Raw genomic sequence first — 18,689 nt, forward strand, 5'->3', positions numbered from 1 at the left:
CATCCTCCCTTCAATTAATATTATCCCCGTCTGCGCTGTCTCGACATTTTGCGCAACTCCCCCCGTTCCTCGCCTTCTTCGTGCCGAACGGGATCGTCCTGCTGTTCGTTAATGAATTTACTCAGGGCATAAACCGTGGGATACTCGAACATGTTCACCAGCGGAATATCCGTATGCAGATTTTCGCGCAACCGGTGATAGACACGGATTAAATACAGTGAATTTCCACCCAGTTCAAAAAAATGGTCATGCAGGCCAACTTGCTCCACTTGCAGAACTTCCTTCCATATTGCGGCGATCTCTTGCTCTGTCCGCGTTTGCGGCTCTAGATACGCTGCTTCCTGCACAAATCGGCTGCCGTGTGCCTGTGGCAGTGCCTTCCGGTCCAGCTTGCCGTTGGCCGTTAACGGAATAGCTGCCAGCGGAAAGAAAACCGCGGGGATACAATACTTGGGGAGCCTTTCCTGCAAATAACCACGCAGCTCCTTAGCCAGAGCATCCGCCTGAAGTTCTGACCTGGTAACAGATCTTTCCTCAGCAAAAGAAACCTCTGCCGCCGCGCTTTGCGGATGTGTCAAAGGTCCTGGAACTAGGTGGCCTATTTCATGAACAAGTGCTGCAAGCTCCGCCTGCTCTTCATGCAGAGCCTGCAGCTCTGTCTGTGAAGCGTTTATCGTTCCACCTAGAAGACAATGCAGGTATTGTTGTGAACCGCTCAATTCAAACAACGGCCGAACCTGCCCAAACTCATATCTGCCTATCTGACACAGGCCCATGCCGCATGCCGGAGCCTCCATTTCCAGCAGTTGTGTCATTAGTCCCGCTTCCAGCAGGCAAAAGTCCCTGGACCAATTCCCGTACAAAGGTTCTACGGCGCTGAACTCTCCGACCAGAAAGATGGCCAGGGCAGCTGATTCAAAAACCTCACGGTTCCCGGGCGGGAATGTAGCCGGATCAATATACGCCTGATCCTTTAATCGGATTAACTGGAACTCCTGCGGATTGAAATAATAGGCACCCCCGGCTATCCCCTTGATTCTGCCTTCCTTGATATATAAATAGGCTTGCACCGGATAGAGGCTTCCAGCAGAACCATAACGATATTTGGGCATAGGCAGCCCAATGTCTTGCGCCGGCACCAGACAACTCAGCAATTGGTTAAGCTGGCCCAAAGAAGCTGTCTCCGCTGTGAATTTGCGGAAACTGCGTCTGGTGAGATAGGGATTAAGCGCTGAGGCTTGCCACTCCGTCTTTTGCAGCGCAATAACATCCTTGCCGCTTATCCGGCGAATTCCCGGATGCGACAGTTTGTGCCTCAAACGTGCTACCGGGTCAAGTACCATCTCTACACCGGAAGCTTCCGCAAAGATTCCTCCTGCGGGGAGGGAAGACTGTCCTTCTGAATCTGTCTCAGTCGGATTCGCTTCCCCAACAGGGATATAATAGGCAATTAATTCTTGTCCTCCGTCTGCGGCAGCGCTCACTATAACGGTGCATTGATGGATGGCTGGATGTTGGTTAACTGCTGCCTCTATCTCGCCCAATTCAATGCGATGGCCTTGAATCTTGACCTGAGTATCCTCTCTACCCAGAAATTCAATGTTGCCGTCCGGCAAATAACGTCCCATATCCCCTGTAGCGTATAACCGCTCTCCTGTTCGGGGGTCGATAATAAAACTGTCTGCAGTCTTCGCCTCGTCTTTCCAGTAGCCTTTGGCCAAGCCCGCCCCACCGATATAGATTTGCCCCGGCACCCAGACAGGGCGGCGGTTCAAGGCCGCGTCGAGCACACGAACCGTTTGGTTTTCTAACGGCTTACCATATGGAATACTGGTTTGGCCCGCCTCCACCTTGTGTATAGGGTACACAATAGACCAGATTGACGCTTCCGTCGCCCCGCCCAAGCTTATCACCTCGGCAGAGCTGTTCCGGGACCGGATGCGGTCAGTGAGAGATAGTGGAATCCGATCCCCGCTCAGCAGCACCAGCCTCAGAGACGGCGGCAGTTCCATTCCAAGACCCTCTTCATACTCCACCAACATTTCCATGAATGCCGGAACTGTGTTCCATAGTGTAATTCCATGCCGCTCCATAAGCTGCTGCCAATGTGCGGGATTGCGAATCTCCCCCGCCTCTGGCATGACAACAGTACCTCCTGCGGTCAACAATCCGAATAGATCATAGACGGATAGATCAAAGCTTAAAGAAGAAAGTGCCAATATACGGTCAGAGGGTCCTACATGATATCTCTGGTTGATGTCCCTAATCGTATTGATGGCACCTGCATGGTCAATCATAACGCCTTTGGGCACACCGGTTGATCCAGAAGTGTAGATGACATAAGCAAGATCGTGAATGGATTGAATCGTCTCCATGGGCTCCGCGCCGCTCTCTTCAATCTGCTCCGCACAATCCACCGCAAGTATCTCCGCCTCTGTCCACTCTTTGACAGCCTGCTCATGTACTGCCTGAGTGAGCACCCACTGGACTTCTGCATTCTGCAGCAAAAAGCGGATTCGCTCTATCGGCAGATCCGGAGAGACAGGCAGGTAGGCAGCGCCTGATTTGAGAATTCCAAGCACAGCCGCAGCTTGCTCCAGACCCTTATCCATTACAACCGCAACCAACCGGTTGCAGCTTGCGCCACGTATCCTCAACCACCGCCCAATTCGATTAGACAAGCGGTCCAGTTCATCATACGTGAGAGCCGCCTTGTCTGTGATAACTGCAGGACGATCCGGGTAACGATCCGCCATTGCTGTGAAGAGTTCATGCAGACAATGACCGGATGAAACCGGATCCTCCGGAGCAACAGCTTCATCCGGGGCTTCCCGTTGTTCAGACGGAAAAGATATAAGTTCCATGCAGGAGCAGTCCCAAGCCATTTTTTGCTCTGCCAGCCGATTCAATAGACAGCAATACGCCTCGAACATGTCATCCAGCATTTGGGGAGGGAACAACTCTTCCACTGCATCCCAATTTAGAATCAGAGCGCCCCGTGATTCCGTAACCTGATGGTCCAGCCAGACTTGCGGAGTTTGGGAGATGCTGAATACATCGTCCGCCAAATCGGATATCCCCAGAGGCAGTTCATCTTGTTCAGGAGAAATCTGATTTAGAATACTTGTAAAGACAACAGGCATTACTGCCCGGGGTGCCCCGCCTTCAAGCCGAGCCAGTTCACGGATCACCTGAATTCCATTCACATACCTGTGATCCAGATCCTCCCACAGTTGCTTTTGCAGCCGCACAGCCCTTTCAGCAATCGAACCCGGTTCCGTATGATTGACCTCCAGCAAAGTCAATGATGTGAAATCGCCGACAATCTCGTTGACCTGCGGATGGATGGGCAGACGATTGAACAATGTGAGATTGATTGTAAATTTCGGACTGCGGCTCCATGCCGCCAGCACCTCGGCAAAGGCCGCGCACAACGCTGAGGAAGGCGTGAGGCCAAGCGCTGCCGCATTTTTTTTCAGCATCCTCCAGCTTTCTTTCGGCAGTTCCGTTGTCCTCCTTGTGAACGTCGGACGGGATGCAGAAGAAGCCCGCTTCACCAAAGGAAGCTCAGGAGCCGGAGGCAGAGTGGGCAGCCTTTCCATCCAGTATTGTCTGGAACTGTTGCCGGCCTTAGAATCGCGGAAAGCTGCTTCTGCCAAGACAAAATCCCGGTACGTCACTTGCAGTGCAGGCAGCATTGCCTTCGGGTCTTGGTATAGCTGCGCCATCTCAACGCTTAATATCTGCATGAAGCTCCATGCATCCCCAATCAGCAGATCAAGACTGACATGCAGCCTGACCTTGTCTTTAAGCCTGGAAGCCTTAATCTCGAATAGAGGCCAGCAATCGCTGGGCATAACCTGATGCGACATGTGCTGCCGCACCTGCACAAGCTTCTCCTCCGTTTCCTCAGGATCTGAATCCCGCAAATCCGCAATCTCAATCCGGTAAAGAGGCACCTCCTCCAAAACCTGCTGTGTGCCATCTGCAAGAATGACCGCCCGCAGCATATCATGCCGGTGAATTAACAATTGCCACGCTGTTTCCAGCGAGGGGATATCCAGATCCTTACTTTCAATCTCCCAATAAATGTGTGTCGAGACATTTCCCAGCTCGAGCCCTTCGTTCCTCCCGATCCAGTAAGCCTGCTGCACATCGGTTAACGGAAAGGGCTTGTAGCGATCCTCAGGCATGGATATATACCGGGGCAGCCCTTCCTCCTGATACCCTGATTTCCCCTTCTCCAATACCGCTTCCGCAAGACCCGAAATGGTCGCCGCTTCAAAAAAACGCTTCATTGTAATCTCCGTTTGGAAGACTCCTCTGATGTTATGAATCACCTGTAGCGCAAGCAATGAACTGCCTCCAAGCTCAAAGAACAGGTCGAACACACCAATCCCTTGTACGCCCAGAACCTGCCCCCATATCTCTTGCAACGCAAGTTCCGTTTCGTTTCTCGGCGCCACAAATCCCACTGTCAACTGCGGACGCCTGTGGCCTTGCTTAAACGCAGACGGGGTCGCAATAGGCACTTGTACAGTTTGCACATTCTCTGTCTGCGGTGCTGCACCCCAGGCAGTGCTTCCCTGTCGTTCTATCCAATATCTCCGCTCCTCAAAGGGATAACCCGGCAACGGAATACGCGTTCTATGTTCATTTCTATAATAAGTGTCCCAGTCTATCGACATGCCTTGCAGCCAGAGCCTGCCCAAGGTTAATAGAGCCCGCTCCTCGTCCGGTTGCTGTTCGTCCTTGGCCGGCAGACTCGTAAACACACGTTCTGCCTCTTCCCGGCCGGCACGATGCTGGATGGCCAAGCTGCTCAATGTATGCCCTGGTCCTACCTCAAGCAGAAGGAAGTCCATATCATCCAGAATCAAGCGAATCCCTTCCGAGAACCTCACAGGCTGACGCATATGTGCCACCCAATACTCTGGCGAGGTTACCTGCTCCTTGGTTGCCCAGGCTCCGGTCAGATTAGAAATAAAAGGAATTTGCGGCTCTCCGAATCGAACGGAATGGAGCAGTTCCCGGTAATCCTCCAATACCGGTTCCATCATTTCAGAATGAAAGGCATGTGTGCTTTGCAGCCTTCTGCAAGCGATGCCCTGACGGAGAAGCCCTCTTTCCAGTTCTGCAATCGCTTCCTCTGTTCCTGATAAGGTGCATGCCATAGGTGCGTTGACGGCAGCGATCGAAACACCGGGAGGTAGGAGAATCTCGACATCCGCTGCGGACTTCATGACCGCCATCATCGCTCCACGCGGAAGCTTCTCTATTAACCGGCCCCGAGTACTGACCAGTAGCAGAGCCTCGGCAAGTGTAAACACACCCGACACACAAGCGGCTACATACTCCCCGATACTGTGCCCAATCATGGCCGAGGGCTGAATGCCCCATTCCATCCAGAGTCGGGCCAGCGCATACTCCAAGGCGAATAATGCCGAATAGGCGATGGAGGGTTCATCCAGCTTCTCATCCGTCAGAATAGGGGCAGCAGCTCTTCCCATAATTCTGGATAGGTCGTATGCCTTCTCTGAAGCTCTTCCTTCTTGTGCAGCCCGCGCCTTGTCAAACATGATCTCCCGCAGGTCGCATTTAAGTATCGGCTTTAGATATTCCGCGCAGTAATCGATATGCTGGCGAAAAATAGCTTCGCTGCAGTATAGCCCATACCCCATATTCAGATACTGATCACCCAGACCGGTAAACATAAAGGCGATTTTACGGTTGTTCTCGTGACAATCAGCCGAATGAATGAGCGATGGTTTTTTTCCCAGCAACAGATCGGGCAGACTGTCTCCAGTTTTCCATAAGGCAATCCTTCTTTTTCCCAGAATGTTCCTGCCCGTGTGCAGCGTATAGGCAAGATCAGGCAGGCAGGTTTCCGGATGTTTGGCTGCAAATTCTGCCAGCAGATTCGTCGTCTGCTCCAAGGCCTCCCCGGTATGTGCCGAGAGGGCAATCCATTGGTATTCGCGTGAATTGCCTGAGGGCAATCTTAACGGCGCTTCCTCCAGGATGAGATGAACATTGGAACCTCCCATTCCGAAGGAACTGATTCCCGCCCGGCGTGGAGAATCGGTTCGTTCCCATTTCTGGAGCTTGTTTACAACATAAAACGGGCTGTTCTCAAAATCTATATTCGGATTGGTCTTTTCGCAATGCAGGCTGGGAACCAGCTTCTTATGCTTTAGGGACAGCACCGTTTTTATAAGCCCTGCTATACCGGCAGCAGTAGACAAATGGCCAAAATTCGATTTCACCGTGCCAATGCCGCAGTATTGATTCTTGTCCGTGTACGCCCGGTAAGCCTCGGTTATTGCCGCGATCTCAATTGGATCGCCCAATTCCGTGCCTGTGCCATGGGCTTCTACATACGATATCGTTTCCGGATCAACTCCAGAGATTGCCAAGGCCTCCGAGATGACCGAGATCTGTCCATCCACACCAGGGGCGGTGTATCCAACCTTTACCGAACCGTCGTTGTTCATGGCGGAGCCTTTGATTACCGCATAGATATAATCTCCGTCCTCAATGGCACTATCCCGACGTTTCAAGACCACAACACCCAAGCCGCTGCCAAATACGGTGCCCTGTCCATCTGCAGCAAATGCCCGGCAATGGCCATCGGGAGATAGAACACCGCCGCCGATATTTTTATAGCCCTCATTCTGCGGAACCCTGATGGACACCCCGCCTGCCAGGGCAACATCGCATTCACCGGCCAGCAAGCTTTGAGACGCTATATGAACCGCCGCCAGAGAGGATGAACAAGCGGTTTGAACCGATACGCTGGGTCCCTTCAGATTCATATGGTAAGCCACCCGGGAGCTTAAATAGTCCTTCTCCATCAGAGTAATCATCTGATAAGGATTCAAGCGTTCCATAATCTCTTTGTTGGGATACACATGATTCAAAAAATACGTGTTCACATCCGTACCTGCATAGATACCGATTCTCCCCTTATAATCACGTGAACTGCAACCCGCATCCTCCAGTGCATGCCATGCGCTCTGCATGAACAAGCGGTGCTGCGGGTCCAGCAATTCAGCTTCACTGGGCGGAATGTTAAAGAATTCAGCATCAAAATATTCCACGCCGTCCAAAACCGCATTAGCCTTCACATAAGCGGGATCAGCAAGAAGGGCAGATTCCACCCCCGTCTCCAGAAGCTCCTCGTCCTTAAAAAAGGTTATGCTCTCTTTGCCTTCTTGCAGGTTCTCCCAATATTGATCCGGGTTCGCTGCACCGGGAAAACGGCATGATAAACCGACAATTGCAATTTGACTGAAATTGTCGGACTCTTCATTCTCATCCAGCCGTTCGTTGCTCATGTTCGTCTTCTCCCCCCCTTATGATCTGCCCTCTGCTTCAGTAATTCCTTGCGAAGCTGGGAACGCGCCTGTCCTTCCTTCACCTGCCCGGAGTCCTGCCGGGTTTGCGATAAGTGCCGGGATAATAGGCGGATAGATGGATACTCGAATAAATCCGATATGGAGATCTTTCTATCCAACAGTTGTTCCAGCTTCACATGAGCCCGCACCATATGCAGGGAGGTCAGCCCCAGATGAAAGAAGCTCGCTTCGGCGCTTATCTGCTCTACTTCCAGAAGTTCCTTGATCACACCGGATACCAGCTGTTCCATTTCTGTCTGCGGAAGAACAGCCCCGCCCGTGGTATGCCCCTGCTCCGCAACGGGATCAGGCAGCGCCTGCCGGTCTACTTTGCCGTTGCTGCTCAGCGGAATCTCCTCCAGAATAACAACAGCGGAAGGAATCATATATTCCGGAAGCTTAGTCTGCAAGTAACGGATGAACCGCGATGTGTCCTGATTAATGCCATCCGCAGATTTCTCCGGTTGTGAAAAAACGTCGGAATCCGCCTGGGGAAGTTTGTCCGCCAGATATCTGACCTCCTCGTTGTCTTCATACAACGACTCAAATGTCATCTGGCTTGCCGCAATTCCTCCTCCGGCTACACAATGCAGATAGGACAAATCTTTTTTCATCCCCAGTTCATTTCTGATTGCATCGAAGTTGACATTGCCAAGCTGACACAGTCCGATACCATATTCCGGAGCTCTCATTTCCAGTAGTTGCGATATGACCCCAGCTTCCAGCAGGGCTCTGTTACCCGCATTATTTCCGTGTGACACTTCAATTCCCTCCGGTTCCCCGACGAAAAATAAAGCGAAAGCTCCTGAGTTCATAATGTCCCGGTTGGTGGCTGAGTGGAACTGCAAATCATATTCATAGTGATCCGACAATTTAGCCAGTGAGTGCTCCTCAGGATGATAATAATAAGTGCCTCCGGATATCCCCTCAATACGATCTGGTCTTACTGTTGCATAGATTTGAACCGGATACCGATCAGTATCTGAGGAATTCCGGCCAATCCCAGGCATAATCCACCGTTCATACTGGCCAGTGCTTAGCTGGGCCATCATTGCGCTGAACGCCTCAAGCGGCAATAGCCCGCTGTTGAATTGTCGGTAGCTTCGGCGTATTACGTACGCAAGCTTCCTAACCCCCGTTAATTCGGGCCCCACCAGCTTTACACGGGTAACCCCTGCCTCAAATCTGCGGATACCGGGGGCTGACAATTTATATTCCAACCGTTGTAGAGGATCAAGCACAGTCTGATCCGAAATCTGGAATACCGTGTCTGTCTTCACTTCAGGATGTTGCCGGGCCTGAGAAAGAGCTGCGGCCAGCTCACTATGCACCTTGCTTCCGGTAGATACAGGATGCCCGCCTCCGGAAGACTCTGACGAAATCCCCAGCCTTCTCCCCTTCTCCTGCAACTCCTCCTCTTCAGAAGGGGAACAGATCGTATCCACTGCTATACTGTGCAAGTAAATATGCCCTTCCGGTAATTCAAGCCCTGTCCCTATTTCCATATTGTCTGTGACATCAGCTTCACAAAGCCTCAGCTGGCAATCAGAAGCGGCCGTTTTCAATAGCTGTGTTATTAGCCCTGCCTCCAGCACACAATATGTTCTAGCCTCCATGCCGTATAACGGTTTGGCCGCTGCCAGATTGCCGACCAGCGCAATCACCAGCGGAGGCTGCTGCTCATTCCTTGAACTGTCGGCAATGCAATCTCCATCGTAGGAAGCACACTCACTCTCCGGCAGCCGGATTAATTCATGCTCTACGGGATGGTAGTAATAAGTGCCGCCTTCTATCCCCTCGATACCTCCCGGCTTAACCATCAGGTATCCCTGCACAGGGTACAAATTCCCGGCGGAGCCGTAGCGGTATTTCGGAAAGGGAACTCCCTCCAGCCGTACGGGGTGCAGAGTCTGCAGCAATTCCCCAATCTGCTGCATAGTGACCTTTCCGGCAAAGCTGCGGCGCTTGGCGGTTGTCTGGGAATTGCTCCGCCGCGCTTCTGCATGCCGTGGGGGAATCAACAGTATACGCTTGGCGGCATCAGCTTCTTCGCGTACTGGCCGGCCATTCTGTACATCATGTGTTCCTCTAACTGGTTCCGTAATGCTTTTGTGGTTTTTCCCGGAACCATCAGTGCCTTCTGTATTCGCACTCGGCACTACATAGGCGATCAAGCGTGAATCTCCGCTTAACTTGCCGGCCAATATTACCACGCTTTTGCTCACCTCAGGATGCTGATTCAGCATAGCCTCGATCTCACCAGTCTCCACCCGGTATCCCCTGATTTTGACCTGGTTGTCCTCGCGTCCCAGAAACTCGATATTCCCGTCAGGCAGGTAACGCCCGCGGTCGCCTGTACGGTACAGCCGCTCACCGGACACCGGATGATGAAGAAAGCTTGCCTTCGTTTTCTCCTCATCCCGCCAATACCCCATGGCTAATCCTTCCCCTCCAATATATATGGAGCCTGGAACCCAGGTTGGTCTGCTGTTTAAGCTCTCATCCAGCACATACACAGACTGATGGGTCAGTGCCCGTCCATAAGGAATGCTTCTCCAGTCGGGCTGAACCTCACCGATAGGATATTCTACCGACCAGATGGATGCTTCGGTAGCCCCACCAAGACTGTTCAGGCGGATATCCTGTCCCTGTGCCCGAATACGATCCGGGAGGGTTACCGGTATCCAGTCACCGCTTAACATTACGAGCCTTAATGCGTCCGGCAGCCTCAAATGCTGCCCTTCCGCATATTTAATCAGCATCTCCAGCAAGGAGGGAACCGAGTTCAGCATAGTGACATTCTGCCGATGCAGCACTTCCATCCACTCTTCCGGATTCGGAGCCATCCCGGAATCAGGCAGCACAATGGTCCCCCCTGCGGCCAAAGTACCAAAAATATCATAGACCGACAGATCAAAACTTAGCGACGAAAGAGCCAGTAGCCGGTCATCCGCGGATATACCGAAACGGCGGTTGATATCCAGAATCGTATTCACTGCCCCCCTGTGATTGATCATTACCCCCTTAGGTATTCCAGTGGAGCCTGAAGTAAAGATTACGTAGGCAAGATCATCCGCCCGCTGTACAGAGGCAAATGGCATCATGTCTTCGTCCGGGACCTGAAGCTTATCCATAATTATTGTTCTCACACCAGAAAGGCCATTCAACCTCTCCGCCAGCCAGCTTTGCGTTAATACCTGTTCTACTTCACCGTGGCTTAACATGTAAGAGATCCGTTCTTCTGGCAAATGGGGATCGACTGGCAAATATGCCGCCCCCGCCATAAGAATTCCCATGACTCCGGCGATCTGCTCCCAGCCCTTCTCCATCACAACTGCAACCGTGTGATTCGGGACCGCTCCCCCTTCTTGCAATATCCGGGCAATATGCACTGAATACCTGTACAATTCCCCATAAGTAAGCTGTCTATCGGAGGTTGTCAGCGCACATTTCCCAGGCTGATCCAATGCGCGCTTTACGAACAATTCATGCAGTAACACCTCGCTCCGAGCGGCTTCGGGATAAACCTTCGCTTCTTCCGGAAGGCTCAGGGGAGCCAGCAGCGTTCTCCACCCTTCGGGTGCCAAGCTCCAGGCTTCATCCGAAGATGACAGATTACTGAGCCTGCTGCAGCAGGCTTCAATCATCTCCTCCAGCATTCCGGCAGGGAAAAGCTCAGTTACCGCATCCCAGTTCATAACCAGTTCGCCCTGTTCCTCCGCAACCTGATGATCAAGCCATACCTGAGGGGTTTGGGAGATACTGTACGTGTCCTCCCCCTTACTATCCATGCCCAAGAGATTTAGACCCAGGAGGGATGGTGTCTGTTTTGGCGCATCTTCATTATGCAGAAGACTTGTAAATACAACGGGCAGTAACTGCATACTTCCTTGACGCTGTGCCAGTTTTCTCAACACATGGACCCCGCTGACATCCCGGTGGTCTAAATTCTCCCACATTTGCGCCTGCAAACGGCGTGCCTTATCAACAAATGCTTCCCCGGCAAGAGGCTCCACCGCCAGTAAAGTCACTGAGGTAAAGTCACCTACCAGACGTTCGACCTCTTCGTGCAGCGCCAGCCGGTTGAACATGGTTACATTAAGCGTGAAGGACGGAACACTGCTCCATGCCGCAAGAACTTCCGAGAATACCGTAGCCACAAGCATGGAGGAAGTGATCCCGGCAGAAGAAGCCTTGTATTTCAGCCTGTGCCATACTTCAGGAGCCAGCCGGCGGGTGATTCTGGAGAATTGGGGCTGGATCAACAGACTTGGAGCCATGGCTAATGGAAGCTCGGGACCAGGCCGCAGATTGTCCAAACGCTCATCCCAATAGCCGACCGACCGCTTATAAGTCTCCGAATCCCGGAGCTTGCGCTCGGCAAGCACGTAATCCCGGAAAGAGATGGTAATTTCCGGTAATTCCGCATCAGCATCAGCGTACAGTTCCTCCAGCTCCTTGGCGAGAATCTGCCAACTCATAGCATCCCCAATCAACATATCAACACTGAAATGAAGCCGAACCTTGTTCTCTTGGAGCAGGGTTGCCTGAATCTCAAATAAAGGCCAACTCCCGCTTGGCAGCACTTGATGGGACATCCGCTCCCGGATTTGGGTCATCCGGGCAGCTGCCGCAGTTTCCCCGCTCTCCCTCAGATCTGTTACTTCAATTGAGTAAGAGGGCACTTCATGAAGGATTTGCTGCCAGCCTCCCGGCTGCACCACTGCCCTAAGCATGTCATGTCTCTCAATAAGTCTCCGAAGCGCCAGCTCGAACTTCTTCACATCCAAGCCTTGAATATCAACCTCTGTATAGCCATGGGCAGCAACGTTTCCAAGCTGATAGCCTTCCCGCCGGCCGATCCAATACGCTTCCTGAACATCCGTTAACGGGAAGGGTTCATATTTCTGCGCCAGGGCCGCCGATAGCACAGGAATGCTCCGATCCGATCCCCCTGTTTGCCGCACCTTGATCAGATGCTCGATTTCCCCCGCCATGAAAGCCAGTGTGGGTGCTTCAAAGAATCGTTTTAGCGAAATATCGACTTCAAACCGCTCGCGAACCAGGGCTGTAATCTGGAACGCCATCAATGAATGCCCGCCCAAAACAAAAAAATGATCTTCTCTTCCGATAGCCGGAATGCCGATCACCTGACTCCATATTTGTGCCAGCTGTGCTTCCACCTTCGTTGCAGGTGGCTTAAACTCTTGCCCCCCCGCTCGAGCTCCGCCTGCAGCAGCCGGCAATTTCCCATAATCCACTTTCCCATTCCCCGTTAGGGGAATACTGTCAATGCGCGTATATCTGCCAGGAACCATGTATTCAGGCATTTTCTGCGCGAGAAACTTGCGTAGCCCTTCAATAGGCAAATCCTGCTTGCTCACGTAATAGGCTGTGAGTATTTGCTCTGCTTCAGCCGGAACAGGCGATTGTCCCGTTCGCGGCTGGTAACCAATTTCCTGCAGAATCCTTTTGGCGGCTGCTTCGTCCACCGGAGTACCCAGATCCTTCAGTGCTGCAGCTCTAGATTCATGTTCCAGCCTAACCTCCCAGCTTGAAGGCAACGCGTAATTGTGAAATCCCTTCTCCAGAGTATGGACATAGATGCCGGCATCATTCAGAAGACAGTTTGTAGTGCAGCCGGTACCTACCGGATTGCGCCAAGGGACATGCAACCTTAAATATTCGTATATGCCGCTTTGTGAAATATCACAAAATCTGTAAAAGTCTACGAATTCAATCTCCTGAAAAATATCATCCTGCTGAAAGAGCTGCGTATCCAGACAAGTGGAAATTGAGTCTTCCATACGATGGTATACTTTTCGCGCTTCTAAAATGGTATCATCTATTTTTTCAATGGAAATATCGGGATGTGTTTCGAATATATTCATCAGACGTGTCTCAAAGATTTGTCCTCTGGACAACCCTGTTACAATGAACCTTATCCCCTTCTGATGAGCCATATTCGTGCTTAGTGTATAAATGGTTTTGAAACAGAAATTGCACACGTTGCTATGACGTCTTAACGAATCTGCCAATATTTCATTGGTGTACGGGCTCTTATCCAGCACATGGTCAATGCCCAATTCCTGAACCACCCGTTCAATATTGGCCAGGGCTCCCTCAAATAAATATCCGTTATCAAAGGTGTAGGCCAGAATCTTCAGTCCCATTTCTGCCAGACGGTATAGCATATAGGTGCTGTCCTTCCCTCCGCTGAACAGCACCATACAATCATATCCGCTTGAAGAGGACGGAGGAGAAGTTTGGGCCTTCTTGAAGAGGTCTTTTAAATCATCCAATGTTCTAAAATAATCCTGCGCTTGCCTCTTGTAGTACTCATAGTTGGTGCACATACTGCATACCCCATGCGAATTAAAAGTAATACCCGGATAATTAGATGGAATCGTGCATTTCGCGCAGTATTTTATCTGATTGGAAACAGGGAGCACCGCTGGTGCCGAAGGCGCATTTACAACACACTGCTCCACTCCCGGATGCGACAACAGCGCCGCCTCCACTTCCTCGAGTTCAATGCGGTATCCTCTGAGTTTAACCTGGCGATCCAGCCGCCCCATATACATCATATTGCCATCTGGCATGTATCGCGCTAAATCTCCCGTCTTATAGAGCCGTCCGCCGGGAACGCTGCCGAAGGGGTCTGGAATAAACCTGTCTGCTGTGATATCCGGACGGTTTCTGTACCCTCTGGCTACACCGTTGCCACCAATATACAATTCACCCGCAACCCCGACCGGAACGGGATTCAGACAAGAATCCAATATATAGGCTTGTGTATTGATAATTGGCCTTCCGATAGGCACAGCACCTGTTCTTCGCTCTTCCGGGCCAACTTGATACGTGCAGCAACCAACCACACATTCGGTAGGACCGTATTCATTAATTAACAGCGTATCCGGTACATGCTCCTGCCAAAAGACAAGTTTTTCGGCTAGCAGTGACTCTCCCCCGATAATAAATGCCCTTGTTGCTCCCTGGAGGTCAGCGGCCGGCAACTGGTATTGCAGCATCTCCAGATGGGCGGGAGTAAGCTTTACCAGACTGAAGCCGCCTTTACCGGCAAGCATGGACCCCAGACTGTTCTCATCCTGTGCCTCGGATACAATATGTATCGGGCGACCTGTGACGAGCGGAGCAAGGATGCTTGTAATGGTCAGATCAAAACTGATGGAGGAGTGTACCGGCGCTCCCCCGCCTGTTTCCAAAGGGTAGGCCGTTTTGCACCAGTACAGATAGTTAACCAAACCGCGATGAACCAGCAACGTCCCCTTGGGACGTCCCGTTGTCCCCGAAGTGTATATCATATAAGCCAGATTCTCGGCGGAAGCCATACTGGATAGATTATGATAGGGTTCCTGATCAAATTGGGACTCTTCAGCATCCAGACATATTTTTAGTGCACCACTCTTATCCAACCGGTTAAGCAGATCCGACTGGGTGAGTATAACCGGAACTCCAGCATCTTCGAGTATGTAGGCCATCCGCTCCTCCGGAAGCGCAGCATCCAGCGGAACATACGCTCCGCCAGCCTTCAGCACAGCAAGGATGCCAACGATCATTTCAGAGGAACGGTGCATGCAGATCCCTACCATCTGCTCTGGCCCGATCCCCCTCTTCCGCAAATAACGCGCCAGCTGATTCGCTCTCCGATTGAGTTCACCATAGGTCAACTGAGTCTTACCGTACACAACGGCAGCTTCAGCGGGACAACGGTCTGCGATCTCCTCGAACAACTCATGTGCACACTGATGAAGCGGAAGACTGCTCTTCGTATCATTCCAGACATGAATTAGCGTATGCCGCTCCTCAGAGGATAACATCTCCAGCTCTGAAATCAGCTGACTCGGCGCACCAGCTATACTCTCCAACAATGTTTGGAAATAGCTCAAAAACTGTTTTATCGTCGAAGACTCGAACAAGTCGCGGTTGTATCTCATTGACATGCGGAATCCGCCTGCATGTTCAGCAGCCATAACCATAATGTCAAAAGGAATACCTCGCTGCTCCAGTTCAAGAGATTGCAGCCTCAATCCATTTAGAACTGTGCCATAGCCGTCCTTGTTCAGTGCAAAAGACGATAAGTCTCCGGAATCGAGTCTCGGCGTTTGCTGGAAGGCAAAGGCCGCCTGAATCAGAGGTGAACTTGAAGCATCACGATCCGGCTGCAATGCCTCTACCAAAGTGCTGAACGGATAATCCTGATTCTCGAAGGCATGGAGAACCGTGGAACGAACTTGACTCAGCAGTTCAGTAAAAGATATGAGGGGACTCATCCGGGTACGAAGCGGCAGCATATTTACAAAGTATCCCACAACATTACCCCAGTCTGCCCTGCTGCGGGCGGCGGCGGGAGTCCCTACAATAAGATCTTCCTGTCCCGACAGACGATAGAGAAGAACCTGAAATGCAGCCAATACCGTCATGTACATGGTGGCATCCTGCTTTAGCCCCAGTCTCTTTAACCGCTCAGACAGCCCGGCATCAAGCACCAACTCCTCAGAGGCGCCGTTAAACGTCTGGGCAGAGACTCGGGAACGGGCATTGGGTAAGGCCAGAACGGGCAGTTCACCTTCCAATTGCTTTTTCCAATAGTTCAGCATCCGATCCCCTGCCTGACCCGCAAGTTCTTTTTCGTGCTCGTTCACATAATCTTCGTATCGGCACCTTATAGGGGGAAGAACCGCCTCGCAGTTTCTGCATGCAGCCGCATAAAGCTTGGTGAGCTCATCAATCAATAGCGTTAGTGACCAAAAGTCTGCAATCATATGATGAACGACAAAGAGAAGCACGTAATCACTTGTATCTCGTTCGAGCAGATGCATGCGGAATAATGGTTCTTGTTCCAAATGGAATGGCCGGTGAGCTTCACCGTCCAGGTAGTCTTCAACCTCCTTGGCTTTCCACCCCTGTACCCGCTGGACATTCAACACCAATTGATCATGTTCTAAATACCGGCAGACAGGTTCGCCCTTTTCTTCCGGAAAGATCGCCCTTAGTTGCTCATGCCGCTCAATGAGTTTACGGAAAGATTGCTGCATTGCTGCTATATTAACCTCTTCCTGAATCTGAACCGCACTGGACAAATTATAGGCTACACTGTCCGGGTTCATCTTGGACAATAACCACAGTGCCTGCTGGCCGCGCGAGAGCTTGTTACCACCGCCAGGGATATCCGCATGATCGCGAACCTTTAGGGAGAAAGGTGCCCCCTCCCCCCGCAACTCCAGAATGCGAACTGCCACTTCCTGAATACTGGCCCCATTCAACAAAAGTGCCGGGGAGATCAGAATGCCTAAGGCGGATTCAATTTCATGAGCCAGTTCGACTGCCATCAACGAATCAAGCCCTAGACTGGTCAGTGATTCTAGCAGACCGGGCTCGCCGGAGGACAGCCGCAATATGCGGGTACTCTGCTCCTGAAGATAAAGAGTCAGAAGCGACATGCGGACAGAGTGCTCGGTAACCGAGTCCAATGCTCGGCGAATAAAAGAAGCAGACTCCGTGGGCACCGGAAGACTCGGTGAAGCAGAAGAAAGAAGCTCGCTTTTGCCGATCATATTCAAGCTGCCCTCCAGATAACTGCTCTTGCAAGCCTGGCGCCGAACCTTACCGCTTGACGTCTTGGAAATGCTGGCTGGTTTCACAAAGACAATGACCTGCACCTGCAATTCATGCTGATTCGCCACCGCATCCCGCACAGCCTTGCCAACCGCTTCAAGATCTGCTTTCCGGTATTCTCTCTTCAGCTCCTGAACAATAACCAGATGCTCTCCATCTTCAGCTTCAACGGAAAAAGCAGCACCGGCTCCCTCCATAATTGCCGGATGACATTGCTCCACCGTGTATTCGATATCCTGGGAATAATGATTCTTCCCACGGACGACTACAAGATCCTTTAACCGTCCAGTAATGTATAATTGCTGATCCAGTAAGCAGCCCAAATCACCGGTGCGAAGAAAAGGACCACTTGTGCCTTCCTCCAGACCGGCAATATAGGCGTGGAACACCGCTGCTGTCTCTTCAGGCCGGTTCCAATACCCTGCCGCGATACTCGGACCTGCCACCCAGATCTCGCCAACCTGCCCATTCCGACAGGGGATATGGGTAACGGGATCAACTATCCGAACCGACTGGTCTGATGGAGACTGTCCGCAGCTTACCAAAGTACGGAATTCTTCGTCTTCAGAGGCGGCAGCTGCGGTTTGTTGTTCAAGAGCAGCGCTTGACAGCTTTTGCACCTCAGGCACCGCCTCCTTGCTTCCGCCCGAAACGATCAAAGTACCCTCAGCCAACCCATAACATGCGTAGAAGGACTCCTTCCGAAACCCATAATTGGAAAATTTGCTTACAAACCGGTGCAGTGACTCTTCCCTGATCATTTCGGAACCGTTAAACGCCAGCTCCCAACTGCTTAAATCCAGGTTCTGTATCTGTTCATCGGAAATCTTCCGCACACAAAGATCATAGGCGAAATTGGGCCCGCCGCTGGTTGTAGCCTTATGCGCCGAAATGGCCTGGAGCCATCTTGCCGGCTGCTCCATAAAGGAAAGCGGTGACATTAATATCACCGGGAAGCCCGAATACAGCGGCTGAAGGATACCGCCAATTAACCCCATATCATGATAAGGAGGAAGCCAGATGACTCCCCTGCTTTCACTTGTATGCTTAAAGCTGTTACGAATCAGTTCCAGATTATGCAGCAGATTGCTGTGTGTAACCATGACCCCTTTGGGATCCGCTGTCGAACCCGAAGTATATTGCAGATAGGCCAAAGAATCCTGTTGAATGGAAGGTTCATGCCAGGAGCTTGCAGCGGAGTCCTCAAGCTGCTCACTGGAGAGCCAGCGTATATGGGGAAGATGCTCCTGTCTCCAGGCTTCCCCGGGAATGTCCTTGGCTAAGGACAAGGCAAAGGCAGCCTGTGAATCACGGGCCGCAGACAATACTCGCAAATCCGGCTTATGCTGCTTGACTGGGTAGCAGGGCACCGGTACGGCACCTGCGTACAGACAGCCAAAAAAAGCAGCGATATACTCCAAACCCGGGGGATAGAGCAACAGAACCCGTTCATTCACTGCGCCGTGATCTTGGAGCATAGCCGCTACAGTTCTCGCTCTCAGATCCAATTCCCCGTAGGTCATGCTCCGCTGCAACTCTTGTCCATCTGCCAGAAATTGATATCCTATCCGATCGGCTTGATGATCTGCCCTGTATCTCAAAAGAGCCAAAATTGAAGAAACACCGCCTAAGCTATGAGTTTCCATATAGACC

General features: G+C 51.7%; 2 protein-coding genes. Both read right to left on the minus strand.

The genetic code is table 11. The features are described from left to right. Nucleotides 1-20: 20 nt before the first annotated feature. A complete protein-coding gene (locus tag A3849_RS16920; protein WP_074112461.1) occupies nt 21-7,337 on the minus strand; it encodes a hybrid non-ribosomal peptide synthetase/type I polyketide synthase in 7,317 nt (2,438 codons plus the stop codon). Further along, the gene (locus tag A3849_RS16925; protein WP_074112462.1) at nt 7,334-18,682 is read right to left on the minus strand and encodes a non-ribosomal peptide synthetase; all 11,349 of its coding nucleotides are present in this window, start codon (nt 18,680-18,682) and stop codon (nt 7,334-7,336) included. The genes A3849_RS16920 and A3849_RS16925 overlap by 4 nt, the downstream gene beginning before the upstream one ends. Between the last annotated feature and the right edge of the window lie 7 nt (nt 18,683-18,689).

It is taken from the genome of Paenibacillus sp. P46E (genome assembly GCF_001909095.1).
In the GTDB taxonomy this organism is placed as follows: domain Bacteria; phylum Bacillota; class Bacilli; order Paenibacillales; family Paenibacillaceae; genus Paenibacillus_AQ; species Paenibacillus_AQ helianthi.